Source organism: Streptomyces sp. NPDC047081 (assembly GCF_040643775.1).
Classification (GTDB): Bacteria; Actinomycetota; Actinomycetes; order Streptomycetales; family Streptomycetaceae; genus Streptomyces.
Window position 1 is genome coordinate 83,507 of the sequence record NZ_JBEYUY010000028.1, and the last position, 24,161, is coordinate 107,667.

Below are 24,161 nucleotides of genomic sequence, written 5' to 3' on the forward strand. Positions count from 1 at the left end.
ATGCCTGAGGAAGGTGCGATGCCGAGGGAAGGCGCGATGCCTGAGGAGGGCACGATGTACAACCTCGTCCTGCTGGCCGCCCGGCCGCCCGAGTGGACGCACGAACGGTTCATCGCCTGGTGGCGCGGCGAGCACGCCGAGCTCACCCGGCACCTGCCCGGACTGAGGTCCTGGCGCCACACCGACATCGACGCGGCCCTCGAACCGCGCTCCGAGGGCTGGGACGGCGTGTCGGTCCTGAGCTTCGACACCGCCGAGGACCTGCGCAAGGCCCTGCAGAGCCCCGAGTGGGCGGCGGCCGTCGCCCAGGTCGGCGACATGCGCGGACGCCGGATCGCCGTCATGGGCGGCGAGATGGAGATGTACGGCGGCTGAGTCCGCCCCTTCCCGACATGGGCCCTTCGCAACGAGGCGAGGAAGTGGATGCGACAGACAGTGCGGGAGTTCTACGAGCGTTCAGAACGCGGCGACTTCACGGCCGTCGTCGACGATCACGGGCGCCATGGCGCGCGCGAACTGCTGCGGCGCGCAACCGAGTTGGCGGACGCGATGAGCCCGGACGGCACGCCTCGTGACTCCCTTGAGGGCACGCAGGTCGGCACCGTCCTCCTCCAGGCCGACAACTCGTGGCGCACGGTCGCGGCGACTCTCGCCGTCGGCCGGACGGGCGGTGTCCTGGCGCTGGTCAACCGGCACACCACCCGGGCCGAGTTCGCCGCCGCCGTCGAGGACATCCGGCCGGACGTCCTGATCGCCGAGCCGTCCGCGATCGAGGAGTGGGGGGCCGACCAGGCCCTCCCGGACACGCGGTCGGCCGAGGCCCTCGACGGCTGGACGGTCCTCGCCGGACGCGGTCCCCGCGATGCCTCCCGCTGGTCCGGCGGCAGCGTCATCGGCCTCACGTCCGGCTCCACCGGCCGGCCCAAGGGCGTCGTACAGTCCGAGAGCGCCCTGCGATACGCGTGCTCCTGCACGATCGACGTCAACGGCCTGCACGCGGGGGACGCGGTGGCCGCCGTCGTCCCGCTCTCCTCGACCGCCGCCTACTGCTTCGGCGTCTGCCTCGCGCTCATGCTGGGCGGGCCGCTGGTCCTGTCCGGCCGTTGGGACCGCGAGGAGGCGCTGGCCCGCATGGCCGCGAACAACGTGCGGTGGACGATGTGCGTGCCGACCATGGCCCTCCAGATGGGGTCGGCGGCGGCCGGCTCGAAGATCCTCGACGGGGTCCGCTCGATCACCGTCGGCGGCGGCCCGATGGACCGCGGTGCCCTCGCGCGCGCCGAACGCTCCCTGGGCACGAGAATCCTCCGCGTCTTCGGCATGTCCGAGTGCCTCGGCCACACCTCGCCCAGTCCTGACGACCCCGAGGAGATCCGCCTCGGCCGGGACGGGAGGCCCTTCCCCGGCACCGACCTGAGGGCCGTCGCCGCCGACGGCGGCGTCCTTGGCCCCGGGGCGACCGGGCAGGCCCAGGTCCGCGGCCCGTCCCTCTTCCTCGGTTACGCCCGTGACGGCAAGGTCGAGCCGCCGGCGCTCACCCCGGACGGCTTCTTCCCGACCGGCGACCTGCTGGTGACCGGCGAGGACGGCACGGTCACCATCATGGGCCGGGAGAAGGACGTCATCATCCGCGGCGGCCGCAACCTCGACATCACCGAGATCGAGCGAGCCGTCGCGTCCCACCCCACCGTGGCTCGCGTCTGCGTGACCCCCGTACCCGACCCGCTCCTCGGCGAGCGCGCCGCCGTGCTCGTCGTGGTCGAGGACGGCAGCCCGGAGCTCAGCCTCGAAGAGATCACCGCCCACCTCGCCCGGACCGGCCTGTCCAAGGCCAAGTGGCCCGAATTCGCCTTCACCGTCGGCGAGTTGCCGCAGACGACCGTCGGCAAGCTCGACCGGTCGGGAGCCCGCAGGCTCGCCCACGACCTGCACGCGCGACTTGCCGCACACCCCGAACAGCACCGCCAAGGAGATGCATGACCACCCCCACGACCCGAACCCCCCGCTTCGACCGCGGCCGTTGGGTGCAGGCCGGACCCGAGACCGTACGCCCCGGTGTCCACCGCATTCCGCTCCCGCTGCCGGACGACGGGCTACGGGCCGTCAATGTCTACGCCCTCGAAGGGCTCACCGAGGGACTGGTCCTGATCGACGGCGGCTGGTCGATCCCCGAGTCGCGCAAGGCACTTGAGGACGCGCTGGCCGAACTCGGCCATGACATCGGCGAGATCAGCCACGTCCTCGTGACGCACATCCACCGCGACCACTACACCCAGGCCGTCGAACTGCGCAGACTGCTCGGCTCACAGGTCTACCTCGGCGCCGGCGAGCGGCGGGGCCTGGAGCTGCTGGGGGAGCTGCGCACGGACGAACCGGTCAGCTCGCTCTCCACGTTGCGCCGGGCCGGTGCGCAAGACCTCGCCGATCGGGTCGCGTCGATGTACGACGACGGCTTCGACGCCACCGTGTGGGAAGCGCCGGACCGCTGGCTGGGCGCGGAGGAACTCCACTTCGGGGACACGCGACTGACGGTCATCCCCACCCCCGGCCACACCCGGGGCCACGTCGTCTACCTCGACCAGGCGCGTGGCCTGCTGTTCTCCGGCGACCACGTCCTGCCGCACATCACCCCGTCCATCGGCTTCGAACTGGGCGGCCCCGCACTGCCGTTGGGCGACTACCTCGACTCCCTGAACCTGATGACCACACTCGCCGACGCCCGGCTGCTGCCCGCCCACGGCCCGGTCGGCGACAGCGTGCACGCCCGGGTCGGAGAGCTGTTGGCCCACCACGACGACCGCCTGGCCGAGACGTTGGCAGCGCTCGGCGAGCGTACCCGCACCGCGTACGAGGTGGCGGGGGAGCTGGGCTGGACCCGGCGCCGGGTGTCCTTCGCGGAGCTGGGCGCCTTCGACCAGATGCTCGCCGTGAACGAGACGGCGGCCCACCTGGACGTGCTGGCGGCCCGCGGCCGGGTCCGGCGCAGTGAGGCCGACGGAGTCAACTCGTATGCGGCTACGGGTGTTTGAGGCGGTCGGCGGGCTGTACGCGACGACGGCAGCTTGAGGTGAGGGGCCGGGGACGGCTCAACGCGCCGTCCAGCCTCCGTCGACATAGAGCTCGGATCCGGTCATGAAGCTCGCGTCGTCGGAGGCGAGGAAGGCCACGGCGGCCGCCACCTCCTCCGGCGTACCGAGCCGGCCGAGCGGCGTCCCCTCGACCATCGCGGTCAACCGGGGCGTGTCGCGCCACAGTTCGCGGGAGCGGGGCGTCTCGATGAAACCGGGGTGAAGCGAGTTCACCCGGACGCCGCGCTCGGCCCAGTGCAGCGCGGCGTTCTTCGTCATCAGGCGCACGGCGCCCTTCGCCGCGTGATACGAGAACTGGGCGCCGAAGCCGCCGACCGTACCGAAGATGGACGCGACGTTGACGATCGAACCACCGCCGGCGCGCTCGATGGACGGGCCGGCATGCTTCATGCCCAGCCAGACCCCGGTCTGCGTCACGGCGAGGACCTGATCCCAGGACTCCATGGTCTCGGTCTCCACGTTGCGCATCGAGGCGATCCCCGCGTTGTTGACCAGCACCGACAGCTCGCCCAACGCGTCGGTCGCCGTGGCGACGACGTCCTGCCAGGCCGACTCGTCGGACACATCAAGGGCCAGCCCCAGGGCACGGCCCCCCACCTCCTCGGCGAGCTTCTCGCAGCGATCGGCGTCGAGATCGGTCACCACGACCGTCGCACCCTCGGCCGCGAGCCGCCGTACGACGGCGTCACCGATGCCGCCCGTGGCACCGGTCACCAGCGCGGTCTTCCCGGTCAGCCTCGAATGCATCGCTTCCCTCACCTCTCGGTACGTCGTGGTCCGCCCTCAGTCCCGCATGCCGAGCCAGGTAAGGGCGCCCCCGTCGATCACGTACGACGCTCCCGTGATGAACGCGGCGTCGTCGGAGGCCAGGAAGCAGGCCAGCTTGGCGACCTCTTCCGGCCGGCCGAGCCGCGGTATCAACTGAGGTGCGGTCAGCTCGTGTTCCATGGCGGCGGGATCCTCGGCGGCGGCCATGTAGTCGCGGGCGAGCGGTGTCTCGATGACGCCCGGGCAGAAGCAGTTGCAGCGCACGGGCGCCAGGTCGACGGCGGTGACCTTGGTCAGGTGGATGACGCCGGCCTTGGTCACGCCGTACGCGGGTGCGTTGGGAAAGCCGGTGAGGCCCGAGACGGAGGCCGCGTTGACGATGGCGGGCCCGCGCGTGGAGCGGCGCAGATACGGTGCGGCGGCCTTGGTGGTCAGCCACACGGCCTTGAGGTTGACCTCGTAGACCGCGTCCCAGATCTCCTCGGACAGGGAGTCCACTCCGCGGTCGGCTTCGGCGGTGAACGCGGTCTCGATCACGCCGGCGTTGTTGACGAGGACGTCGAGCCCGTCGAAGCGTCGCGCGGTACGGGTGACCATGTCGACGATGCTGTCGCCGTCGCGCAGATCGCAGACGATGGCCTCGGCCTGTGCCCCGGCGGCTCGTATGAGTTCCGCGGTCTCGTGGGCGGTCTTCTCGTTCCGGTCGGCGACGGCCACCGCGGACGCGCCCTGCCGGGCCATCTCCACGGCGATCGACTGTCCGATGCCCTGCCCCGCACCGGTGACGAGCCCGGTCTTGCCGTCCAAGGAACCCACCACGAATCCGCTCCCGAGTACTCGCCCCAACGCTTCCTGAACTGAACTAGCTTCATTTTGATTGAGTCTAGATTCGAGATGCGCGAGTGACAAGGTTCGGGACAGACCGACTGCGGCGGACGCGCCGCCTCCAGTCACCCCCAGCTGGTGTACCCGTTCTCGCACTCGAAGCAGCTGATCGTCTTGGGCCCTGCGATCCCGTCGGTACCTCCCGCGCACCAGGAGTACTCGCTGGTGCCCTGGATGAGCCTGGTCCAGGCTCTGGTGTTCTGGCCGAAGATGCCGTCGACGGTGAGTACGGCGCCGTAGCGGTGGTTGATCTGACGCTGCCATGACGGGACACAGGCGTCCGTGCTGCCGTACGACAGGTCGTAGTCAGGCACCAGGAACTTCTCAGTCCCCGGAATGAGCGGATTGTCGTAGGACTTGAGCCGGCAGACCGTGGAAGAGGCCTCGGCCGGAGCTGCGACGATCACTGAAGCGGCGGCCAGTGCGAACGCCGTGCACGAGGCGGCGATGAGTCGAGCGCGGTTCATGAAAGGCTCCTCCGTCAGAGCTGACTCTCTGAGCCAACTGCCCTTTCTTCCAAGGGCGTTGGGGTGTGCGGCCGAAGGAGATTACTACGTGCCACCCTCGCCGCCGCGAGCATCGCCGCTCTCGTCAGCACCGGCCACCCTGGCTCACCCCTCGTCGAAGCACAGGCAGAAGGGGTGGCCGGCCGGGTCGAACAGCACGCGGACGTTCTCCTGCGGCGGCGGCCACACCGGCGGCCGATAGCCCTCCGCCCGCTGGAACACGAAGAACGGTCCTTGCGGAGAAGCGGCGACGACGGCCGTGTCCGGCTCTTCGTGCCCGAGGTGCCAGCCGAGGAGTTCGGCGTAGAACCTGGCCAACCCGCTGGGGTCCGGTGCCTCGATCGCCGTTCCCCACCACATGGCATCACTCCGAGATCTCAAGGCGACAGCCCCCTCTCGTTCCATCAGCGCACCTCGAAGCGGGCGCCCGCAAGGGCAAGGAGGTGGCTGGGGCAAGTGTCTTGTCTCTAGGATGTGTTGCCTGGCGCGCGTGACAACTCGGCGCGACGTGGAACAGGGGGAGACGATGGAGTCCGGGAAGCGGTTGTCCACCAAGATCGATGCCACCGTGCCGACGGCCGCGCGCATGTACGACCACTATCTGGGCGGCAAGGACAACTACGCCGTGGACCGCGCCGCGTGCGAGGAACTGGACAAGGTCGTGCCCAGCACCCGCGCGCTGGCCCTGAACAACCGGCGCTTCCTGCAGCGGGTGGTCGGAAGGCTGGCCGAGGACTACGGCATCCGGCAGTTCCTCGATCACGGGTCCGGGCTGCCGACCCAGGACAACGTGCACCAGGTGGCGCAGCGGATCGATCCCGCGTCACGCGTGGTCTACGTCGACAACGACCCGATGGTCCTGGTGCACGGCAGGGCGCTGCTCGACCAGAACGAGCGCACGGCCGTCATCCAGGCAGACTTCCGCGAGACGGAGGAGATCTTCTCCCACCCGGACACCAAGCGGCTGATCGACTTCTCGCAGCCGGTGGCGGTGCTGTTCAACTCGGTGTTCCACTGCATTCCGGACAGCGAGACCGACGGGCCCCTCGCGGTGGTGCGGCGGGTCACCGAACGGCTCGTACCCGGCAGCTACCTGGTGATGTGTCAGCTGGTGAGCGAGGACCCCGAGGTCCGGGAGTTCGTGACCGGCTTCATGGACCAGGCCACGCAGGGACACTGGGGCCGGGTGCGGCAGGAGAAGGACGTCGCGGAGTGGTTCGAGGGAATGGAGATCCTCGAACCGGGCCTGGTGGAGGTGTCCACCTGGCGTCCCGACAACGAGGTGGCGCCCCGTCAGGCCACCCAGGAGTGGATCGAGTTCGGCGGTGTCGCCCGCATCCGCTGATCGGACACGGACGACGGCTCATACGGTGCCGTAGCGCTGCTCTGTGATGGTGCGGAGCAGCGCCAACGACTCGCGGGGATCGAGGGCGTCGTCGGCCAGTTGGTCCAGGGACACCCGGTACTGCTCCGTCTCGTCGCGGTCCTCCAGGAACGTCGCGCTCCTGATGTGCTCCAGATAGACGATGTCGGGCAGGTCGAGGCCACCGAAGCGCAGGTAGGTGACGGGGATCGCCGGCGCGGAGGCGTCGGTCACGTCCAGTGGGACGATCTGGACGGTCACATGCGGCAGTTGGGCCATCGCGGCCAGGTGCTGGAGCTGCTCCCGCATGACCTCACGGCTGCCCATGACACGCAACAGCACGGACTCGTCGACGATGGCCCACAACTGCGGCGCGTCCGCCCGCAGCAGCAACTCCGCCCGCTTCATGCGCAGTTCGACGCGCCGCTGCACCTCGCGGTCCGGGGCCGAGGGCAGTCCGCGCTCCACCACCGCGCGGGTGTACGCCGGAGTCTGCAGCAGCCCGGGAACGTACTGGATCTCGAAGGTGCGGATGGCGTCGGCCGCCTCCTGCAGCCCGACCAGCCGGTCGAACCACTCCGGCATCAGCCGCTTGTCGAAGCGCTGCCACCAGCCGGGCTCCCCGGCGCGCCGCAGCAGTTGCAGCAGCACCGACGATTCGTGCTCGTCCGCCCGGTAGAGCTCCAGCAGCGCCCGGATGTCGCCCTCGGTGGGCGGCCTGCGCCCCTTTCCGGCCTCGATGCGGGACAGCTTGGCCGGGCTGAACCCCACGGCCCGGGCGGCCTGTTCCTGGGCGAGGCCCGCGTCTTCGCGGATGCCGACCAGCTGCGCCCCGACCAGCATCTTGAGCAAAGTCGGCGCGGGCTCGGTGCGGGTCAGATACGGTTCGAGGCGGGAGACTCGGGGTGACTCGGAGGGCATCCTGACTCCCTGTGGACTGGGGACGACAGACCGCATTATCGCACCAACACGTCTCCGGTCGCAGGCGTCGGCCCCTCCGGAGTACGGGAGTTGGCCCCCTCAGCCACAGAGGTCGCCGGACCTTTCACAGCAGATGGTCGAACTCGCCCTCCCTGGCACCGGCGAGAAAAGCCGCCACCTCATCCGGCGTGTAGATCAGTGCGGGCCCGTGCGGATCACGGGAGTTGCGTATCGCCACACCTCCCTCGGCCAGGGCGGCCACCTCGACACAGTTGCCCTCGGCGTTGCTGTGCCGGCTCTTGACCCAGCGGACGTCCAGTGAACTCGCTCGCACCCCGTTCGGAACCGTGGACACCACTGCCTCCTCGCGCATGTCGTGCCACGCGGTGAGCCCGCCGCTCCTGGACGGCCCGTCCCGCGTGACACCGGTTGGCCGGAACCGCATGCAATTTCTCGTGAAATTGCACGAGTTCGCTCTCGGCGTGGATAATAACCAAGACGCCAACCTCATGCCGACGCCCCACCCTGACGTCACCTCAGGAGAAGTCGTGTCGCTGCCCGCGCACCCAGCACCCTGGTTCGACCCCGCGGTTCAACAGCCGGGCCGGACCGCAGCTCTTGGTGCCGCGCGACGAATCCCGTCGAGGACAGCCCAACTGCGCGTGCCCGGCGAGCGCTCCGGTTGCGGCCAGGCCCGTGCGTTCACCGAACGCGTCCTCACCGACTGGGAGTTGGACCACTGTCTGGACGACGCCCTCACCATCGTCTCCGAGTTGACCGCCAACGCTCTGGTGCATGCCGTACGACCCGACACGGACGGCGAAACCGGCTCCGAGGTCCGGCTGCGGCTCACGCTGCGGCCCTCCCACCTGCTCTGCGCCGTCACCGACCAGAGCCAGAGCATCCCCACGAGCCCGCACACCGTCGACCCGCTCCAGGAGCACGGCCGGGGCCTCTTCCTGGTCGAGGCCCTCGCCCAGCACTGGGGCTGGACGCGCACCACGGCCACCGGCAAGACCGTCTGGGCCATGCTCCCCACGGAGCGCGGCTGACGTGACGCCACGACCGGGGTCTGCCGGCGCTGATCCTCCCGCGACGGCCAGAAAGCCCCCGGCAGCACTCCATGAAGTCGGCCTCGTCTCCTGGCGCGACATCGAGGACGTATCAGGATGCGCCGCGGCCATCCCGTTCCTCCTCGCGGCCGTCGCCTCCGGCGACGAGCCCGCCGCCCGCGACGCGCTGCACCGCCTGCAGCACCGGATCTGCCAGTACGGCTTCGTCGTCGGCCAGGCGACAGCCGTCACCGTCCCCTTCCTGTGGGACCTCGCACAACGCCCGCAGACAACCTGCCGGGCACAGATACTGCGGCTCCTGCGGGACATCGCCGGGGCCCGGCAGTGGGCGACCACCGCCGCCGTCTACCCCAAACTCCACCGCCACCACGGCGCCCACGTCGAGTGGGAACACGCGGCCCGCCGCGCCGTACGCGCCGAGCGCGACGCGATCCCACGCCTCCTGACCGAACCCGACGCCGACGTAGTCCACGCCACCAAGGAACTCGCCGCGACGCTGGCCGAGTGAGGATCACGGCGGACGCGGCCCGTGCGGTCGGGCGGCGCTGCTACTCGCCGGTGTGTTCGTTCAACAGCCGGCGCATCGCGGTGATGTCCGCCTGGTCGAGCAGGCGATCCGTGGCGAGGACCCGGTACCAGATCAGGCCGAACACCAGGTCGGCGGTGAAGCCCGCCGTCAGGTCGGCGGGCTTGTCGCCGCGGACCGCGGCCCGCTCGACGATGGTCTCGAGCGCGGCCCTGCGCTTGCTCAGGAAGCCGTCCTGGAAGCGGCGCCGGAAGTCCGCGTCGCGCTGTGCCTCGGCCATCAGGGAGCGCAGGACGGGGGCCACCCCCGGGAAGGCCATCAGGGCGGCGGAGTCCCGCAGGAACGCGTCCAGCTCCGCGTCGAACGAACCCCGGTCCGCGGTGGAGATCTTCAGATCAGCCTTGAGCGCCAGGGCTTCGAGCAGGACGTCCGCCTTCGTGGGCCACCAGCGGTACACGGTCTGCTTGCCTGACCCGGCGCGCGCGGCGATGCCCTCGACGGTGACTTCCGGGAAGCCGACTTCGGTCGTGAGCTCGTAGGCCGCGGTGAGGATCGCGAGTCTCGTCTGCTCGCTCCGTTTGCGCCCGCGGGCAGGTGTTGTAGCGCCGTCCATGCGCACAAGTCTAACGCTTTATCGAGACGACACGTCTAGAAATGGTGCTACTCTTATTCGAGACGAAACGTCTCGAAATAAGGAGTGGGTATGTCCACTGCACTCGTGATCGGTGGCACGTCGGGCATCGGCCTTGCGGTCGCCCAGCAATTCGGCAGCCGAGGGCACGCCGTCCACATCGCCGGACGAAACGCGGAGCGGCTCGGTCGGGCAACGGCGGCCATCGACGGGGACGTCCACGGGCACGTCCTCGATGCCGCCGACAAGGAGGCGGTCGCGTCCCTCGCGGCGAGGATCGCCCCGATCCGCCACCTCGTCATCACCCTCGCCGGGAAGGGCGGCGTCGGCCCGCTCGGCGACCTGCCGCTCGACGGCCTGCGGCAGGCGTTCGAGGAGAAGTACTGGCCCACGGTCACCGCGGTCCAGGCCTCGCTCGCCCACCTCGACACGGACGCCTCGATCACTCTCGTCGGAGCCATCACGGCGAGGGCCGCCATGCCCGGCACGGCCGGGATCGGCTCCCTCAACGCCGCCGTGGAAGGGCTCGTTCAACCGCTCGCCGCCGAGCTGGCGCCGATCCGGGTGAACGCGGTCTCGCCGGGTTACGTGGACACGCCCTGGTGGGACGGACTCGCAGCGGAGGACCGATCCGCGTTCTTCAAGCAGGCCGCCGACACCCTGCCCACCAAGCGCATAGCGACCGCCCCGGATGTCGCCGAGGCCATCGTGCTGCTGGCCACCAACCTCAACATCACCGGCACCATCATCGAAACAGACGGCGGCGCACGCCTCACCGCCTGACGGAACACATCGCATGTCCCGAATAGACAAGGCCAGTTGTCCGCCACGGAAAAGACCTACCGCCGAGTACCGGGGTTCACTTGCGGCCACCCATGCGCGACAGACAGGGAGCCGATCATGCCCGAAGCCGCCGGCGACGAGTTCTGGAAGAACCTCAAGCCGATCACGAACTCCTTCAAGCCCGACGCCCTGCCCGAGGTCTACCTCTCCCAAGTGGCCACCGACGACGACAAGTTCTATGTGCCGTTCACGGACACCGTCGGCTCGCGCCCGCTGTGGATCAACGTCAAGGACAACTCGTGGGCCGACATCCTGCGCGCCAAGGAAGCCGGCCTGGTCAACCGGCACTACCACCCGCACGAGGTGTTCGCGTACACGATCTCCGGCAAGTGGGGCTACCTGGAGCGGCCTTGGACCGCCCGCGCCGGTGACTTCGTGTACGAGGCGCCGGGCGAGGGACACACGCTCGTGGCCTACGAGAGCGACGAGCCGATGAAGGCGTTCTTCATCGTGAAGGGCCCGCTGATCTGGTTGGACGAGAACGGCGAGCCCGACGGCTTCTTCGACGTACACGACTACATAGAGATGTGCCGTGCGCATTACGAGAAGAACGGCATAGGGGCTGACTACGTCAACTCCCTTTTCCGCTAGACGAGTTGTGGCGGTCGAAGCCGACAGCCTCAGTGCGTCATGGCCTCAAGGACGAGCGCGGTGTCGACGAACTGCTCGAACCGGACGATCAAACCGCCGCGGACGACGAAGTGGTGGGCCACGCGTACGTCGATGGACTTGCCGGTCGCCCTGTTGGTCGCGGTGTAGCGGGCCAGCACGACGACGTTCTCGCCGTCGACGACATAGCTGTCGTCGTGCGCGGTCCAGCCGTCCCAGTCCCGACCGAGCCTTTCCATGACGTTGGAGGTGACGCCCTCGGGAGTGCGGTAGGTGCCGGCCAGCGGAAAGCCGGCCATCTCCGTCCACTCCACGTCGGGAGCGAGCGTCGCCCGCAGAGCCGCCAGGTCGCCCGCCGCGGAGGCCAGGTACTGGCGGCGCACCACATCGGCGGGCGCGGCGGAGGTCGCGAAGTCGCTGTTCTCGTACGGCACTTCGGTCAGCCCCACTTCATCTCGCCCTTGGCGACCTTCGCACCGATCTGGGCGGCGATCTGCATGCCGTTGCCCGGGTAGCGCTTGACCAGCGCCTTGGTCAGAGCGGCGCCGTCGGCTGCGTTGGTGAGCTCCTCCTCGAAGGCGAGGAGGTACTCGCGGGTGGCCGCGATCGCGGAGGTATCAGCAGGAGCGGACGGCAGACGGTGTCCCGGGACGACCAACTCCGGCTGCAACGCGGCCATTTCGTCGAGGAGGTCGATCCAGGCGGCACGGTCGCCCGGGGTGGGGGTGTCGGCGACCCAGACGTGCTCCTGCTGGAAGAGCAGTACGCCGCCGAGGAGAGCGCGGTGCTCGGCCTGCCAGAGGTAGTGGCGGTCGGGCAGGCCCGCCGGGCCGCCCTTGAGCTCGAAGCGGTGGCCCTCCAGGGTGAGGTCACCGCTCAGCGGCTCGATGTCGACGAGGCGGGTGGGCAGATTGGCGCCGAGCGCGGCCCAGGCCTTGAGCTTCCCCTCGTACGAGTGCTGGATGTGCTCGATGACGATCGGCGTGGCGACGAAGTCGGCGTCCGGGAAAGCGTCGGCGATCACCTCGGCGCCGAAGTAGAAGTCGGGGTCGCCGTGGCTGATGAACACGGTGGTGAGCTGCTTGCCGGAGTCGAGGATCTCAGCAGCCAGCCGGTGGCCGTCGGCGCGCGTGAAGGCCGCGTCCACCAGCAACGCCTCGTTCTCGCCCGTGACGAGAGTGGCGGTCTTGTTCTTGCTGCCGGCCGGGAAGTCCAGGTCCAGGACCTTGAAGGAGAGGGTGCTCATCGATGGCTCCTTGACGGGGAGTTGGGCATGGGGACGGGGGTGACGATCAGCGGGTGCTGAGGGCGGTGAGCTGTCGGTCGACCTCGTCGGCGGTGGCGCGGCCGTAGGCCAGGGGCGTGACGTGCTCGCCGTCGATGGCGAGCAGGGTGGGGAAGCCCTGGACGCCCAGTACGACGGAGCGGTGGAAGTCGGCCTCGGCCGCCCGCTGCGCCTGCGGGGACTCGAAGGCGGCGACCACGGCGTCGGCGTCCAGCCCGGCGTCCTCGGCGACCTTCCGGTAGGTGGCCGAGTCGGACAGGCTCAGTCCGTCGACGTAGAAGATGTCCTGCAGTGCCGTGGCCAGCTCCGCCGCACGGTCGGGCGCGACCTGGCGCAGGGCGGCCACGCCACGGGCGGCGGCCTCGGAGTCCATCACGAACGACCCGTCGGCGATCAGCCGCTCGTATCCCTCGCCGAACTCGGCACCGGTCAGCTCGGCGATGTCGGCGTTCGCGCCCTGGACGTAGCCGAACTCCCGGATCGGGACCCGGCGGGAGCCGGTGAACAGCCCGCCGGAGACCATCTCGACCGGCAGATCAGGGTGCCGGGAGACGACCTCGCGCAGGGTCGGGGAGAACCCGTGCGACCAGCCGCAGTAGGCGTCGAAGGCGTAGACCAGCTTCATCGGTACCTCGGCAAGGGTTGCGGCGCCCACCCACTGCGAGCGCTTCACCTGAGAGAACAGTAACTGACTCGTCAGATATTTCGCTGCACGTGTGACGCCGACCACAACCTCCGCGCCTACGTCAGGGAAGGCGGGGCAGTACGTCCCGAGCAGAGTGGCTGAGGATGCGCAGATCCTCGGCGAAGCGCTCGCGGTCCTCCGGCGGCAGGGGCGCCAGGAAGTAGCGGCGGATGTTCTCCACGTGGAGGCGGGTCGCGCGCACGGTGGTCTCCTCGCCGCCGGGAGTCAGCCGGACCAGCCGGCCCCGCCGGTCGCCGGGATCGTCCACCCGCTCGACCAGCCCGGCCGCCTCCATCCGGTCCACCAGCCGCGTCGCCCCGCCCGTGGTGAGCACCTGCTCCTGGGCGATGGCCCGCATCGACAGTCCGGGCCCGCCCGCCCGGCCCAGGATGAGCAGCACCTCGTACATGAGATGGCTGATGCCGCACTCCCGCTCCAGCGAGCGGCCCAGGATGTACTCCAGCCGGCTCGCCGCCCCCTGTAGCCGCCCGAACGCGAGCACGAGCTCATTGTCCGCGGCCTCCTTCGGAGACGAGATCTCCGGCCCCTCACCCACAGCCCCACCACCCGTCCCGTCCTCCACGGCATCGCCGTCCTCCACCGATCATGCCGCGGATCCGGTCGGGACGAGACGCGCGCCCGGATCAGAAGTGTGCGCCGGACCGTCAGCCGGGGAGAGCCTGCTCGGCCCAGATCGTCTTGCCCCGCCCGCCGTACTGCGTCCCCCGGTTCTGGGCCAGCTGGGCGATCAGATAGAGGCCGCGGCCGCCCTCGTCCGTGTCCTGGGCGCGTCGCACATGAGGTGAGGTGCTGCTGCCGTCCGACACCTCGCAGATCAGGCTCCGGTCCCGGATCAGCCGCAGCGTGATCGGGGTCGCGCTCCGCGCCCGCCGTGACGAGGTTGCGCTTGCACCGGGCGAGGCCGCGGAGGCCGGCCTGGTGGGCATCCGGCCGCGCGTCTGGACCGCCCCATCCAGTCCGACCGCGAACACCACCTGGTCTGGAACTGATCCTGGAGAAGGACGGCGACAGCGCCGGGCGCGTCATGCGGGAACACGTCAGAGCCAGCCGACGCGCCCCGCGTCGCCGAGGCTCGGTCGTACCTCGGGGCGGAGGAGAGGGCGGTCAGGCGCGCATGTTGGCGCCGCCGTCGATCGCCCAGACCTGCCCGTTGATCCACTCGGAGTCGTCGGACAGCAGGTAGGCCACGACCGAGCCCAGGTCCGCCGGGCGGCCGAGGCGGGTGGTGGGCACCCGGGACAGGAACATCTGCTGCAGTTCGGTGTCGTTCTGCTTCTCCTGGGTCTCGCCCATGACGAGGCCCGGCATCACGCCGTTGCAGCGCACACCGGCGTTGCCCCAGTTGCCGGCGATGTGGCGGGTGAGCGCGTTGATCGCGGACTTGGAGGCGGAGTAGGCGGGGCGCTTGCGGTCGCCGCCGCTGACCGCCGTACCGGATGAGCAGTTCACGATGGAGCCGCTGCCGTTCTCCAGCAGGTGCGGCAGGACGGCGCGGGCGGTGCGGACGTAGCCGATGACGTTGACGTCGAGGGTCCTGACCCACACGTCGAGGTCGGTCTCCAGCAGGTTCGTGTCGCGGCCGAGGTTGTTCGGCGAGAGGTCGGCGCCGACGTTGAACAGGCCGTGCACACCCCCGAACTCGTCGATGGTCTGCTTGACGAGATCGTTGACGGAGGCCTCGTCGGCGAGGTCGAAGTGGACCGCGAGGGCGGAGCCGCCGGCCTTGGTGATCTCCTCGACGGTCAGCTTCGCGCCGTCGATGTTGATGTCGCCGACGACGACGTTGGCGCCCTCCTCACCCAGGCGCAGTGCGGTGCCCTTGCCGACGCCGGTGGCGCCGCCGGCCATGATGAACGTCTTTCCTGCCAATCCACGCATGGTGATGCTCCGATCCGTGTGACCTTCCCCGCGCAGGAAACGTACATCAGTGTACGTTTCTGGGCCAGCTAAGGTTCTCGACCATGAGCGACGTACCTCCGGCACCTCTGCGGCGCGACGCGGCCCGCAACCGGGAGCGGCTGATCGAGGCGGCGCGGCGACTCTTCGCGGAGCGCGGCCATGACGTGGCCCTGGAGGAGGTGGCTCGCGCGGCCGGCGTGAGCCGCACCACGCTCTACCGCAACTGGGCCACCCGCGAGGAACTGGCGACCACCGTCTTTGAGGACAACGCCGCCCAGATCGACCTCCGCGCCGCGGAACTGGTCGGGCAGCCGGACGGCGCCGCCCGGCTGCTCGCGTTCATCCTGGACCTGCAGCTGGCGAACCGGGGTCTCGCCCGGTTCCTGTCCGGCGCGGACGAGCGGTGGTTCCTCGCGCACAGCAGGCGCGTCGAGGCCGCCTTCGAACCCTTGCTCGACCAGGGGTGGGTCGAGGGCACGGTACGACCGGAGACGGACCTCCAGGACCTGATGCTGGCCGTATCCCTCGGGGAGAGCGTCGCGAGCGTCGAGGACGTCACACGGAGAAAGGAACGCAGCCGGCGACTACGAAGCGTCCTGCATCGGGCCCTGTTCACCGGCTACTTCGAGGATGCGCAAGGCTGACCTGTACTTGTTGCCTATGGCCGGAAGGGGTTCGGCTGACTCCGGGGCGGGGAGCGCAGGCGACGCCGGCTGGCTGCTGCCGACCGCACGCAGGCCGCGGCAATGGCGGTGGCCGGTGACCTGGTCCACGACGATCCGGCAGGCGTCGTCGCCGGAGAACTCGTGAAGCCGAGGCGGTCGTGGGTCCTGTCCGAGCCTCTGGAATCGTCGTACGACAAGTCGCCAATGAGCCGACTCCACCGCGAAGTTACTTGTGATCGGCTCGTGCGACTGCCCCTACGGACACTGCGAACCGCTGGTCTGGCCAACAGCACGTCTCGCGCTGGCGTGATCGTCAATTCCTTCCGCTCCAACGGCAGGGTCGTCACCGGCGCCAAGGCGACGTACACCATCCAGTACAACCACCGGGTTGCCCTCGTGTACGCCGCGGACGTCACGGCCACGGCTGGCTGGCGGCGCACGACGGGCAAGCCCCCTGGTCCATTACACACTTATTACACAAAGGATCTTCACTGTTTCCGTACTGAGTTCATAGGATGCGGAGATCAACAGGCCCGTCCGGAGGGGGACTTCGGCGGGCCTCTCAGGTTCCCGTGGGGGGATTCATGCGTATACGCGTTGCGGCCGTCGCCGTCTCCGGTGCGGCCGTTCTGTCCGTGCTCGCTCTTCCGGTCGCCGCTCAGGCGTCGGAGCGTACGGACGCGACGACGAAGCTCAGATCCTTCGCCTCCGACGCCGTACGGCCGAAGGACTCGTTGGGCAACACCAAGTTCTCGAACGCGGTCATCAACGGCGGCAAGGACATCGTCCTCGGCGTCACCGGCACGAAGTCCGTCACCGTCACGTACACCGCCACCGACCAGAACGGCGTGGCCCTCACCGAGGCCTTCCTGTGGCAGGGCACCGACAGTTCGACCACGGACGGCATCACCGGCGGCCTCGGGACGGACGACGACCCCGCCTGCACCGAGACCGCCACCCAGGGCGTCTATAACTGCAAGGCCGTCTTCAACATCCACCCGGCCACCGACATGAAGGACAACGGCGTCGCCGGGAAGTGGAAGCTGTTCCTCGGCGCGTGGGACCTGTACGCGAACGCCAGTTACAACGACGACGTCGCCACCACCGCCATCAAGAAGGCCTCCACGTTGACCGCCAACGCCACGCCCGAGCCGGTGAAGAAGGGCAAGACCATCACCGTCACGGGCAAGCTCACCCGCGCGAACTGGTCGACGGGCAAGTACGCGGGCTACGCGTCCCAGCCCGTGAAGCTCCAGTTCCGCAAGAAGGGCAGCAGCACCTACACCACCCTCAAGACGGTCGAGACCAACGGCACCGGCGCCCTGAAGACCACCACCAAGGCCACGGTCGACGGTTACTACCGCTACGCCTTCGCGGGCACGGCCACCACCGCCGCCTCGACAGCGCCCGGCGACTTCGTCGACGTCAAGTGAGCGATTAGGCGCGCCGACTGCCCGCCATCCGTCACGAGTGGTCGATCCGGTGGACGACCCCCACCGTCGGCAGATGAAACGGCAGCTCACCGTGCAGGAGTCCCGCCGCAAGACGGCCCGGGACGTGTGCCACGGCGAGCGCCGCACCATCCATCAGGCGTACCGCGACGGCATGGAAGACCAGCTCGGCGCGCTCGGCCTGGTCCTCAACGCCATCGTGCTCTGGACCACGAAGTACATCGACATCGCCGTCGCCCAGCTCCGTGCAGAGGGCGATGAGATCCGCGACGAGGACATCGCACGCCTGTCCCCGCTCAAGCACCGCAACCTGAACCTGCTCGGCCGCCACAGCTTCACCGTCAGCGTCCCGGCCGTCGGCGTCCTGCGCCCGCTGCGCGACCCGGACACGCTGGAGCTGGACGAGGACGAGGACGACGCCGGGGGCGATCCGGACTAGGCCGTTTCGCCTTGGCCCGGTGGGCCGTCGGGCTCGGTGCGTCGTGGCCGATCCGTGCCAGCGCGGGGTGGCCCTCGTCTGGCGTCACTTGCCGCTGTAGACGGGGAAGGCGCTGTGGTCGCCGTAGTCCACATCGCGCAGGGCCCGCAGAGCGTCCATGTCCGCGTCGGAGATCTCGAAGTCGACCTCGGCGTTGGAGCGCATGTGGTCGGGGTTCGCCGTCTTGGGCAGTGACACCGTGCCCAGCTGGAGGGTGTAGCGGATGCAGAGCTGGGGGACGGACACGCCGTACTTCTCGGCCATCGCCTGGACTTCGGCGTTCTTCAGGATCGCGCCGTGGGCGATCGGCGAGTACGCCTCGACGAGGATCTGCCGGCTCGCGCAGTAGGCCAGCAGTTCGGCGGGGGTGTTGCCGGCGTGTACGAGCAGCTGGTTCACGTGTGGGACGACGGTCGCACCCTCAAAGATGTTCTCCAGGTCGTGCTGCTGGAAGTTGGAGACGCCGATGGCCCGGATCTTCCCGGCCTGGTGGGCCTCCTCCAGCGCGCGCCACGCGGCGCGGTTGCCCTGTGCGTAGTCGCCGCCGCGGAAGTCGTCCCACGGCTGCGGGCTGTGGATCAGCATCAGGTCGACGTGGTCCAGCCCCAGTTGCTCCAGAGAGCCGTCGATCGCGGCCAGCGCCTGGTCGTAGTCCTTGATCTCCGCGGCGAGCTTGGTCGAGACGAACAGCTCCTCGCGCGGCACGCCGGAGGTGCGCACGCCCTCGCCGACGCCGCGCTCGTTGCCGTATGCCTGGGCGGTGTCGATGTTGCGGTAGCCGATCTGTACGGCTGCGCGGACCGCGTCGGCCGCCTTGTCGTCGTCGATGAACCAGGTGCCGAGCCCGAGCTTGGGGATCTCGACGCCGTTCGACAGCGTGTAGGTCTCCTTCAGGACGGTCATGCGTTCGCTCCGTTCTTCGGCAGCTTGCCGTACACCTCGTCGGTGACGGGCTCCAGCCATTCGTTGCCGACACCTTCGCCCGGGGTGATGAAGGCGAGGTGGGAGAACCACGCGTCGGCCTTCGCACCGTGCCAGTGCTTCGTGCCGGCGGGGACGCGGATCACCGTGCCCGGCTCCATGCTGATGGGGTCCTCGCCCTCGGCCTGGTACCAGCCGCTGCCGGCAGTGCACAGCAGGATCTGGTCGCCGCCGCCGTTCGTGCCGTGGTGGATGTGCCAGTTGTTGCGGCAGCTCGGCTCGAAGGAGACGTTGCTGACGGGCACGCTGCCCGAGCTGAGCGGAGCCAGGTAGCTCTGGCCGATGAAGTACTGCGCGTAGGCGTCGTTCTTCTCGCCGAGTGGGAAGATCTGGTCGAATCCGTTGCCGGCCATCTTGTTCCTTTGCTTTGGTTCACTGCGCCCCGCTGATCGTGCGGGGCGGGTTCGCTGCTCGCGCCGGGGATCAGGCGGAGCGTTCGTCCGCGATCTTCTTCAGCAGGGTGATCGCGGTCATGGCGTTGGGCCATCCGGCGTAGAACGCCAGGTGCGTGACCGCCTCGGACAGCTCCTCGACCGTGAGCCCGTTGTCCAGCGCCACACCCAGGTGGTACGGCAGCTGCTCGCTGCGGTAGAGGGCGGCAAGCACACTGACCGTGACCAGGCTCCGGTCCCGAGGGGAGAGCCCGGGGCGCTCCCACACGTCCTGGAACAGGACCTCGTTGGTGACCTCGACGAGCTTCGGCGCGATGCCGGCCAGCTCCTGGGGTGCGGACTGCTTCGCCACGATGTGACTCCTTGTGATGGTGCGGACACGAGGATGAGGCACTGCCACTGTCGGCCGTCCCAGGCCGACAGGCATCCCGCAAGGGGGTGCCCGCCTTCCGAGCGGGGGCCGCATCCGCTGACACCATCGAGGAAACCGCAGCTCACAGACGTGCGGAAGGCTCTGCCGTTCCAGGTACTGGCAGGACCTCCCAGCCGCACCCGGCTCCTCCTAACCTGGACAACATGGACACCGCCCACGAGATCCGAGAGTTCCTCGCCACCCGCCGCGCCAAGATCACCCCCGAGCAGGCCGGCCTGCCCGCCTTCGGGAACGGCAAGCGCAGGGTCCCCGGACTGCGCCGCGAGGAAGTCGCCCTGCTCGCCGGTGTCAGCATCGACTACTACGTCCGCCTGGAGCGCGGACAGCTCGCCGGCGCCTCGGAAGAAGTCCTCGACGCGCTCTGCCGCGCCCTCCAGCTCGACGACGCCGAACGCTCCCACCTGCACGACCTGGCCGCCGCTCAGCGCCGGCGCCCGGCCCGCCGCACCGCTCGCCGGACCAAGGACGCCGTTCCTGCCAGCCTCAAGCGGGTCCTGGAGTCCATGACCGGCTCGCCGGCCTTCATCCGCAACGGCCGCCTCGACATCCTCGCCGTCAACGACCTCGGTCGTGCCCTGTACGCACCCCTGTTCACGGCCGCGGCCCCCACCCCGGTGAACATCGCCCGCTTCCAGTTCCTCGACCCCACCAGCCGTGGCTTCTTCCCCGACTGGAACGCCTCGGTCAACACCACCGTGTCCCTGCTGCGCACCGAAGCCGGCCGAGCCCCGGGCGATACCGAACTGACCGGGCTGATCGGCGAGCTCGTCACCCGCAGCGACGAGTTCCGTGCGGCCTGGGCCAAGCACAACGTGCGCCTGCACCGCACCGGCCGCAAGCTCTTCCGCCACCCGGCCATCGGCGAGATCGCGTTCGACTTCGACGCCATGGAACTGCCTGCCCACCCCGGCCTCACGCTGACCGCCTACAGCGCCGAACCAGGCACCCCGGGCCACGACGCCCTCATGCTGCTCGCCTCCTGGGCCGCAACCAGCTCGGACGAAGCCCACCAGGGCGCATCCCGCCCCTGAGCCGGCCCCTCGCCGAACGTGTTTCGCTCAGGCCGCTTCTGTTTGACGACAGATAGGGCCCGATCCTCCGTACGGAAACCAACATCCCCCAGTCTCCCTACGAGTTCGCGAGATCTTCGCCACCCGCTCAGAGGCTCTTTCCGGGGTTGAGGATGCCCCGGGGGTCGAAGACGTCCTTGAGTCGTTGCTGCAACGTGTGTGCGGCGGGCCCGAGTTCGTCGGCCACCCACTGCCGTTTCAGCACCCCCACCCCGTGCTCGCCGGTGAGCGTCCCGCCGAGCCGCAGTGCCAGTGCGAAGATCTCGCCGGCCGCCTCCCAGGCCGCGTCGGGCAGCCGGTCCAGGGACGGGTCGACCACGATGATCGGGTGCAGGTTGCCGTCCGCCGCGTGCGCGATGGTGAAGACGGGAACGTCGTGGCGGGTGGAGATGGCCCGGATCTCCCGCACCGCCTCCGCCAGCCGGGAGCGCGGCACGGCGATGTCCTCGATCAGCGGCCGGCCCAGCCGCTCCAGCGCGGGCAGCGCGAGCCGCCGCGCGGCCAGCAGTGCCTCGGCCTCCACGGGGTCCTGTGTGCTCTCCACCGCCGAGGCGAGCGGCGCCAGCACCCGCGCGACCGTCGCCGCCTCGGCCGCCGCACCCGCCCCGTCGCACTGCACCACCAGCAGTGCGGCGCCCCGCTCCCGCAGCGCCGGATCGATCGCGTGCAGTACGGGCCCGTCGACCAGCTCGGCCAGCGCGGGCACGACTCCGGCCCGCGCGATGGCGTACGACGCCTCGGCCGCCGTCTCGAAGGAGTCGAACCAGGCCGCGAGCGTCGCTGTCGCCACCGGGACCGGCCGCAGCCGCAGGGTCGCCGACGTGATCACGGCGAGGGTGCCCTCCGAGCCGGTGAGCAGCGCGGTGAGGTCGTAACCGGTGACACCCTTGACGGTACGACGGCCGGTGGTGATCACCGTGCCGTCGGCGAGGACCGCCTCCAGACCCAGCACGCTGTCCCGCGTCACCCCGTACTTCGCGCACCGCAGCCCGCCCGCGTTGGTCGCGATGTTCCCGCCGATCGTCGACAGGGCCGCACTGGCCGGGTCCGGGGCGTATCGCAGGCCGTGCGCACCGGCCGCCCGGTCCAACTCGGCGGTGATCACGCCGGGTTCGACGACGGCGAGCTGATCCTCCACGGAGAGTTCGAGGACGCGGTTCATCCTCGAAAGGTCCAGTACGAGCGCGCCCTCGCCCGCCGTCGCCCCGCCCGACAGCCCGGTGCCCGCGCCGCGCGGGACCACCGGCACACCCAACGCGTACGCGTGCCGGAGCGTGACGGTCACGTCCTCGGTGCGCCGGGCGCGTACGAGCGCGAGGGGCTCGCCGGCCGGCCGGGTGCCCGAGCGGTCGGTGGCGTGCGCGGCCAGCGCGGCCGGGGCGGTGGTCAGCCGGTCGGGCGGCAGATCGCGGGCCAGCAGGCCCAGGAACTGCGCGGACACGGTCGTTGCCGGGGTTGTCGTCACGGATTCAGGGCCCTCGTTCCGATCGCGAGCAGGGAGATGTCCTCCTGGGGCGCGTGCACGGGCGCGCACTGGATGTCCCGGAAGTGCCGCTCCAGGGGGTTGCCCCGGGCCAGCCCCGGATTGCCGAGCAGCCGCACGGCCAGTTCCACCGCCCGCACCCCGTGCCGGTCCGCCAACACACGGGAGCCGAGGGCCTGTTCGGGGGTGTACGAGGTGTCGCCCGCGTCCAGCTTGGCCGCCCCGTCGAACACCAGCTGCTCGGCGGCGGCGAGCAGCACCTCGATCTCCCCGGCGGCCCGCCGGAAGCGTTCCGTACGGGCCACCGGATGACCGAGGTTGGCGGGCACCCGCTCATGGGCGAAGGTGTGGAAGAAGGCCTGCGTGGCCCGGGCGACGCCCAAGTAGAGTGCCGCCAGGGGGAGATGGAGAGCGGCGCCCGCCCGGTTGTCCTGTTCGGCAGCCGGTCCGTACGGCCCGATCCCGATGACGTGCTCGTACGGGACCTCGACGTGACGGAACGTCACGTCATGGCTGCCGCTCGCCCGCAGTCCCAACTGGTCCCAGCGACCGGTGACTTCGATGCCGGGCGAGCCGCCGGGCACCAGGAAGGTGCCCACGCGTGGCTCGGCCTCGTCGGTGGTCGCCCACACCAGGAACCAGTCCAGCCCGTCCGCCCCCGTGACGAACCGCTTGGTGCCGCTGATCGCCCAGCCGTCGGCGGTCCGCCGGGCGCGCGTGGCGGGCAGCCCGCCCCGGGCGGGGGAGCCCAACTCGGGCTCCACGCGCGCATGGTTGACGAGAACGGGCCGCTCCAGCGACTCCTTCACCACCCGCGCGTACAGCTCATCGGGCCAGTGCGGCTGCACGGCCTGCCGGGCATGCGTGGCGAGCGTCATCGCCGCGATCAGCGCCACCGACGGATCGCCCTGCCCCAGCGTGTGCAGGATGCGGGCGCTCTCCTCGACGCCGACGCCCGAGCCGCCGTACTGCTTCCCGATGGTGGCGGTGAGGAGTCCGGCCTCGTGCGCGATCCGGAGGGACTCGGCGGGGAAGGTGCCGGATCGGTCGTGTTCGGGGGCCAGTTCGGCGATACGGGCGATGACGGTCCGGTCGGTCACAAGGCCTTCTTCAGGTCGGCGTTGAGGGCGGTGGTCCAGAACGACTTCACGTCCAAGTGCTCCTTGAGCGCGCCGAGTTCGGTGAAGGCGTCGGCGACCTTCTGCTGCGAGGCGATCGTGTCGTCGCCCACCGTGCGGGCCTGGGTGGGTCGTTGCTTCTGCTGGGTCACCAGGTCGCTCTGCGCCTGGGCGACCGGCTGGTGCGTGTTGGCCGAGATCACCTTGGCGAAGGCGGCCGCACGCCCGTCACGGACGTACGCGTACGCCTTGGTGATCCGTGCGACCAGGTCGGCGACCGCCGCCTTCTGCGCGGGGCTCTTCAGCACGCTGTCACGCGCGGACCAGAGGAAGTTGCCCGACAGGATGTCCGCGCCCGAGCCGACGGTGCGGGCGCCCTGCTGGTGGGCGGTGATGACCGAGGTGCCGTAGGAGGCGAAGGCGTCGATGCTGCCGCCGTTGAGGGCGGCGAGGCCGTCGTTGGGCAGGAGCGGCTTGACGTCCACGTCGGACCACTTCAGGCCCGCCTGCTTGAGCAGCTCGTAGAGGAAGTAATGGGCGGTGGTGTTCTGGACGTAGCCGACCTTCTTGCCCTTCAGGCCGGCGATGTCCGTCACCTTGGAGCCCTTGGGGACGACGACCTCCTGGTTGAGCGTCGAACCGCGCTGGACGGCGACGACCTTGAAGTTCGGCCTGCCGTCGGCCGCCGCGAAGACCGGCGGGATCTCGCTGGAGGAGGCGAGGTCGAGCGCTCCGGCGCGGATGGCCTGGAGCTGCTGGTCACCGCCCTGGAACAGGCTCCACTTCACCTTGTACGGGGTGTCGTCGAGGTGGGCGAACTTCAGCACCGCCTCCTCGACCTTCCAGCCGGTCGCACCGACTCTGAGGGTGACGGAGTCGGACGAGTCGTCGGCCTTGGCGTTGCCCCCGCAGGCGGCCGCGAAGGGCAGCAGCAGGGCCAGGGCGGCGGCGGACGAGCGCAGGGTACGGCGGAACAACACGGGGTC

Annotated in this window: 29 protein-coding genes and 2 pseudogenes; 12 read left to right on the plus strand and 19 right to left on the minus strand. The window is 69.8% G+C overall.

Annotated features, from left to right (window positions below; genetic code table 11):
- Positions 1-54: 54 nt before the first annotated feature.
- Genes ABZ848_RS38420 through ABZ848_RS38430 form a run of 3 tightly spaced genes read left to right on the plus strand, consistent with a single transcriptional unit; the run spans position 55 to position 3,029 of the window.
- The gene (locus ABZ848_RS38420; RefSeq protein ID WP_360839664.1) at positions 55-375 is read left to right on the plus strand and encodes an EthD family reductase; all 321 of its coding nucleotides are present in this window, start codon (positions 55-57) and stop codon (positions 373-375) included.
- 48 nt (positions 376-423) lie between these two features.
- Positions 424-1,980, plus strand: a complete 1,557-nt coding sequence (locus ABZ848_RS38425) for a class I adenylate-forming enzyme family protein (protein WP_360839526.1) — start codon at positions 424-426, stop codon at positions 1,978-1,980.
- On the plus strand, positions 1,977-3,029 hold the full coding sequence (locus ABZ848_RS38430; protein WP_360839528.1) for an MBL fold metallo-hydrolase: 1,053 nt from the start codon (positions 1,977-1,979) through the stop codon (positions 3,027-3,029). The genes ABZ848_RS38425 and ABZ848_RS38430 overlap by 4 nt, the downstream gene beginning before the upstream one ends.
- Before the next feature lie 57 nt (positions 3,030-3,086).
- On the opposite strand, the gene ABZ848_RS38435 is transcribed toward ABZ848_RS38430, so the two are convergent.
- From ABZ848_RS38435 to ABZ848_RS38450, 4 genes are all read right to left on the minus strand, one after another.
- The gene (locus ABZ848_RS38435) at positions 3,087-3,836 is read right to left on the minus strand and encodes a glucose 1-dehydrogenase (protein WP_360839530.1); all 750 of its coding nucleotides are present in this window, start codon (positions 3,834-3,836) and stop codon (positions 3,087-3,089) included.
- Positions 3,837-3,872: 36 nt separating this feature from the next.
- Positions 3,873-4,676 (minus strand): SDR family NAD(P)-dependent oxidoreductase, encoded by an 804-nt coding sequence (locus ABZ848_RS38440; RefSeq protein WP_360839532.1) that lies wholly within the window; start codon positions 4,674-4,676, stop codon positions 3,873-3,875.
- Positions 4,677-4,807: 131 nt separating this feature from the next.
- On the minus strand, positions 4,808-5,209 hold the full coding sequence (locus ABZ848_RS38445) for a hypothetical protein (RefSeq protein ID WP_360839534.1): 402 nt from the start codon (positions 5,207-5,209) through the stop codon (positions 4,808-4,810).
- A 144-nt stretch (positions 5,210-5,353) separates the two neighbouring features.
- On the minus strand, positions 5,354-5,608 hold the full coding sequence (locus ABZ848_RS38450; RefSeq protein ID WP_360839536.1) for a VOC family protein: 255 nt from the start codon (positions 5,606-5,608) through the stop codon (positions 5,354-5,356).
- A 166-nt stretch (positions 5,609-5,774) separates the two neighbouring features.
- Here ABZ848_RS38450 and ABZ848_RS38455 point away from each other — a divergent pair, with 166 nt between their 5' ends.
- Positions 5,775-6,593 (plus strand): SAM-dependent methyltransferase, encoded by an 819-nt coding sequence (locus ABZ848_RS38455; RefSeq protein ID WP_360839666.1) that lies wholly within the window; start codon positions 5,775-5,777, stop codon positions 6,591-6,593.
- 18 nt (positions 6,594-6,611) lie between these two features.
- Here ABZ848_RS38455 and ABZ848_RS38460 read toward each other — a convergent pair whose 3' ends face one another.
- Both ABZ848_RS38460 and ABZ848_RS38465 read right to left on the minus strand, forming a co-directional pair.
- The gene (locus tag ABZ848_RS38460) at positions 6,612-7,532 is read right to left on the minus strand and encodes a helix-turn-helix transcriptional regulator (protein ID WP_360839538.1); all 921 of its coding nucleotides are present in this window, start codon (positions 7,530-7,532) and stop codon (positions 6,612-6,614) included.
- A 124-nt stretch (positions 7,533-7,656) separates the two neighbouring features.
- On the minus strand, positions 7,657-7,887 hold the full coding sequence (locus ABZ848_RS38465) for a DUF397 domain-containing protein (RefSeq protein ID WP_242766849.1): 231 nt from the start codon (positions 7,885-7,887) through the stop codon (positions 7,657-7,659).
- A gap of 193 nt (positions 7,888-8,080) precedes the next feature.
- Between ABZ848_RS38465 and ABZ848_RS38470 the strand changes: the two genes are divergently transcribed.
- Both ABZ848_RS38470 and ABZ848_RS38475 read left to right on the plus strand, forming a co-directional pair.
- Positions 8,081-8,584, plus strand: coding sequence for an ATP-binding protein (locus ABZ848_RS38470; protein WP_360839540.1), 504 nt, complete (start codon positions 8,081-8,083; stop codon positions 8,582-8,584).
- Between the two features lies 1 nt (position 8,585).
- Positions 8,586-9,113, plus strand: a complete 528-nt coding sequence (locus ABZ848_RS38475; protein ID WP_360839542.1) for a hypothetical protein — start codon at positions 8,586-8,588, stop codon at positions 9,111-9,113.
- Positions 9,114-9,153: 40 nt separating this feature from the next.
- On the opposite strand, the gene ABZ848_RS38480 is transcribed toward ABZ848_RS38475, so the two are convergent.
- Positions 9,154-9,744 carry a TetR/AcrR family transcriptional regulator gene (locus ABZ848_RS38480; protein WP_360839544.1) on the minus strand — a complete coding sequence of 197 codons (591 nt, stop codon included), beginning with the start codon at positions 9,742-9,744 and terminating at the stop codon, positions 9,154-9,156.
- A gap of 90 nt (positions 9,745-9,834) precedes the next feature.
- On the opposite strand from ABZ848_RS38480, the gene ABZ848_RS38485 reads away from it, so the two are divergent.
- Together ABZ848_RS38485 and ABZ848_RS38490 are read left to right on the plus strand one after the other, a co-directional pair.
- Positions 9,835-10,545, plus strand: coding sequence for an SDR family oxidoreductase (locus tag ABZ848_RS38485; RefSeq protein ID WP_360839546.1), 711 nt, complete (start codon positions 9,835-9,837; stop codon positions 10,543-10,545).
- Between the two features lie 117 nt (positions 10,546-10,662).
- The gene (locus tag ABZ848_RS38490; protein ID WP_360839548.1) at positions 10,663-11,196 is read left to right on the plus strand and encodes a 2,4'-dihydroxyacetophenone dioxygenase family protein; all 534 of its coding nucleotides are present in this window, start codon (positions 10,663-10,665) and stop codon (positions 11,194-11,196) included.
- Between the two features lie 29 nt (positions 11,197-11,225).
- Here the strand turns inward: ABZ848_RS38490 and ABZ848_RS38495 are convergent, their stop codons facing one another.
- The 6 genes and pseudogenes from ABZ848_RS38495 to ABZ848_RS38520 form a co-directional block, all read right to left on the minus strand.
- Positions 11,226-11,663, minus strand: a complete 438-nt coding sequence (locus tag ABZ848_RS38495; RefSeq protein WP_360839550.1) for a nuclear transport factor 2 family protein — start codon at positions 11,661-11,663, stop codon at positions 11,226-11,228.
- Entirely contained in the window at positions 11,654-12,460 is an 807-nt protein-coding gene (locus ABZ848_RS38500; protein ID WP_360839551.1) for an MBL fold metallo-hydrolase, read from the minus strand. Before ABZ848_RS38500 ends, ABZ848_RS38495 begins: the two co-directional genes overlap by 10 nt.
- 46 nt (positions 12,461-12,506) lie before the next feature.
- The gene (locus ABZ848_RS38505; RefSeq protein ID WP_360839668.1) at positions 12,507-13,124 is read right to left on the minus strand and encodes a DsbA family protein; all 618 of its coding nucleotides are present in this window, start codon (positions 13,122-13,124) and stop codon (positions 12,507-12,509) included.
- Positions 13,125-13,245: 121 nt separating this feature from the next.
- A complete protein-coding gene (locus ABZ848_RS38510; RefSeq protein WP_360839552.1) occupies positions 13,246-13,740 on the minus strand; it encodes a MarR family transcriptional regulator in 495 nt (164 codons plus the stop codon).
- Positions 13,741-13,849: 109 nt separating this feature from the next.
- Positions 13,850-14,056: pseudogene (locus ABZ848_RS38515) on the minus strand (ATP-binding protein); the annotation flags it as partial.
- A 253-nt stretch (positions 14,057-14,309) separates the two neighbouring features.
- A complete protein-coding gene (locus ABZ848_RS38520) occupies positions 14,310-15,083 on the minus strand; it encodes an SDR family oxidoreductase (RefSeq protein ID WP_360839553.1) in 774 nt (257 codons plus the stop codon).
- An 83-nt stretch (positions 15,084-15,166) separates the two neighbouring features.
- Here ABZ848_RS38520 and ABZ848_RS38525 point away from each other — a divergent pair, with 83 nt between their 5' ends.
- The 3 genes and pseudogenes from ABZ848_RS38525 to ABZ848_RS38535 form a co-directional block, all read left to right on the plus strand.
- Positions 15,167-15,748 carry a helix-turn-helix domain-containing protein gene (locus tag ABZ848_RS38525; protein ID WP_360839554.1) on the plus strand — a complete coding sequence of 194 codons (582 nt, stop codon included), beginning with the start codon at positions 15,167-15,169 and terminating at the stop codon, positions 15,746-15,748.
- Positions 15,749-16,353: 605 nt separating this feature from the next.
- Positions 16,354-17,202, plus strand: coding sequence for a hypothetical protein (locus ABZ848_RS38530; protein ID WP_360839556.1), 849 nt, complete (start codon positions 16,354-16,356; stop codon positions 17,200-17,202).
- A 34-nt stretch (positions 17,203-17,236) separates the two neighbouring features.
- Positions 17,237-17,659: pseudogene (locus tag ABZ848_RS38535) on the plus strand (Tn3 family transposase); the annotation flags it as partial.
- Between the two features lie 84 nt (positions 17,660-17,743).
- On the opposite strand, the gene ABZ848_RS38540 reads toward ABZ848_RS38535, so the two are convergent.
- The 3 genes from ABZ848_RS38540 to ABZ848_RS38550 form a co-directional block, all read right to left on the minus strand.
- On the minus strand, positions 17,744-18,601 hold the full coding sequence (locus ABZ848_RS38540) for an aldo/keto reductase (RefSeq protein ID WP_360839557.1): 858 nt from the start codon (positions 18,599-18,601) through the stop codon (positions 17,744-17,746).
- Entirely contained in the window at positions 18,598-19,032 is a 435-nt protein-coding gene (locus ABZ848_RS38545) for a cupin domain-containing protein (protein ID WP_360839558.1), read from the minus strand. Before ABZ848_RS38545 ends, ABZ848_RS38540 begins: the two co-directional genes overlap by 4 nt.
- 70 nt (positions 19,033-19,102) lie before the next feature.
- Positions 19,103-19,423 (minus strand): carboxymuconolactone decarboxylase family protein, encoded by a 321-nt coding sequence (locus tag ABZ848_RS38550; RefSeq protein WP_360839560.1) that lies wholly within the window; start codon positions 19,421-19,423, stop codon positions 19,103-19,105.
- A gap of 224 nt (positions 19,424-19,647) precedes the next feature.
- On the opposite strand from ABZ848_RS38550, the gene ABZ848_RS38555 reads away from it, so the two are divergent.
- Entirely contained in the window at positions 19,648-20,535 is an 888-nt protein-coding gene (locus ABZ848_RS38555) for a helix-turn-helix transcriptional regulator (protein WP_360839561.1), read from the plus strand.
- 127 nt (positions 20,536-20,662) lie between these two features.
- Here ABZ848_RS38555 and ABZ848_RS38560 read toward each other — a convergent pair whose 3' ends face one another.
- From ABZ848_RS38560 to ABZ848_RS38570, 3 genes are read right to left on the minus strand one after another with little or no spacing between them, the layout of a single operon-like run.
- Positions 20,663-22,039 carry an FAD-linked oxidase C-terminal domain-containing protein gene (locus tag ABZ848_RS38560; RefSeq protein ID WP_360839563.1) on the minus strand — a complete coding sequence of 459 codons (1,377 nt, stop codon included), beginning with the start codon at positions 22,037-22,039 and terminating at the stop codon, positions 20,663-20,665.
- Positions 22,036-23,157, minus strand: coding sequence for an acyl-CoA dehydrogenase family protein (locus tag ABZ848_RS38565; protein ID WP_360839566.1), 1,122 nt, complete (start codon positions 23,155-23,157; stop codon positions 22,036-22,038). Before ABZ848_RS38565 ends, ABZ848_RS38560 begins: the two co-directional genes overlap by 4 nt.
- A complete protein-coding gene (locus ABZ848_RS38570) occupies positions 23,154-24,155 on the minus strand; it encodes an ABC transporter substrate-binding protein (RefSeq protein ID WP_360839568.1) in 1,002 nt (333 codons plus the stop codon). Before ABZ848_RS38570 ends, ABZ848_RS38565 begins: the two co-directional genes overlap by 4 nt.
- Positions 24,156-24,161: the final 6 nt, after the last annotated feature.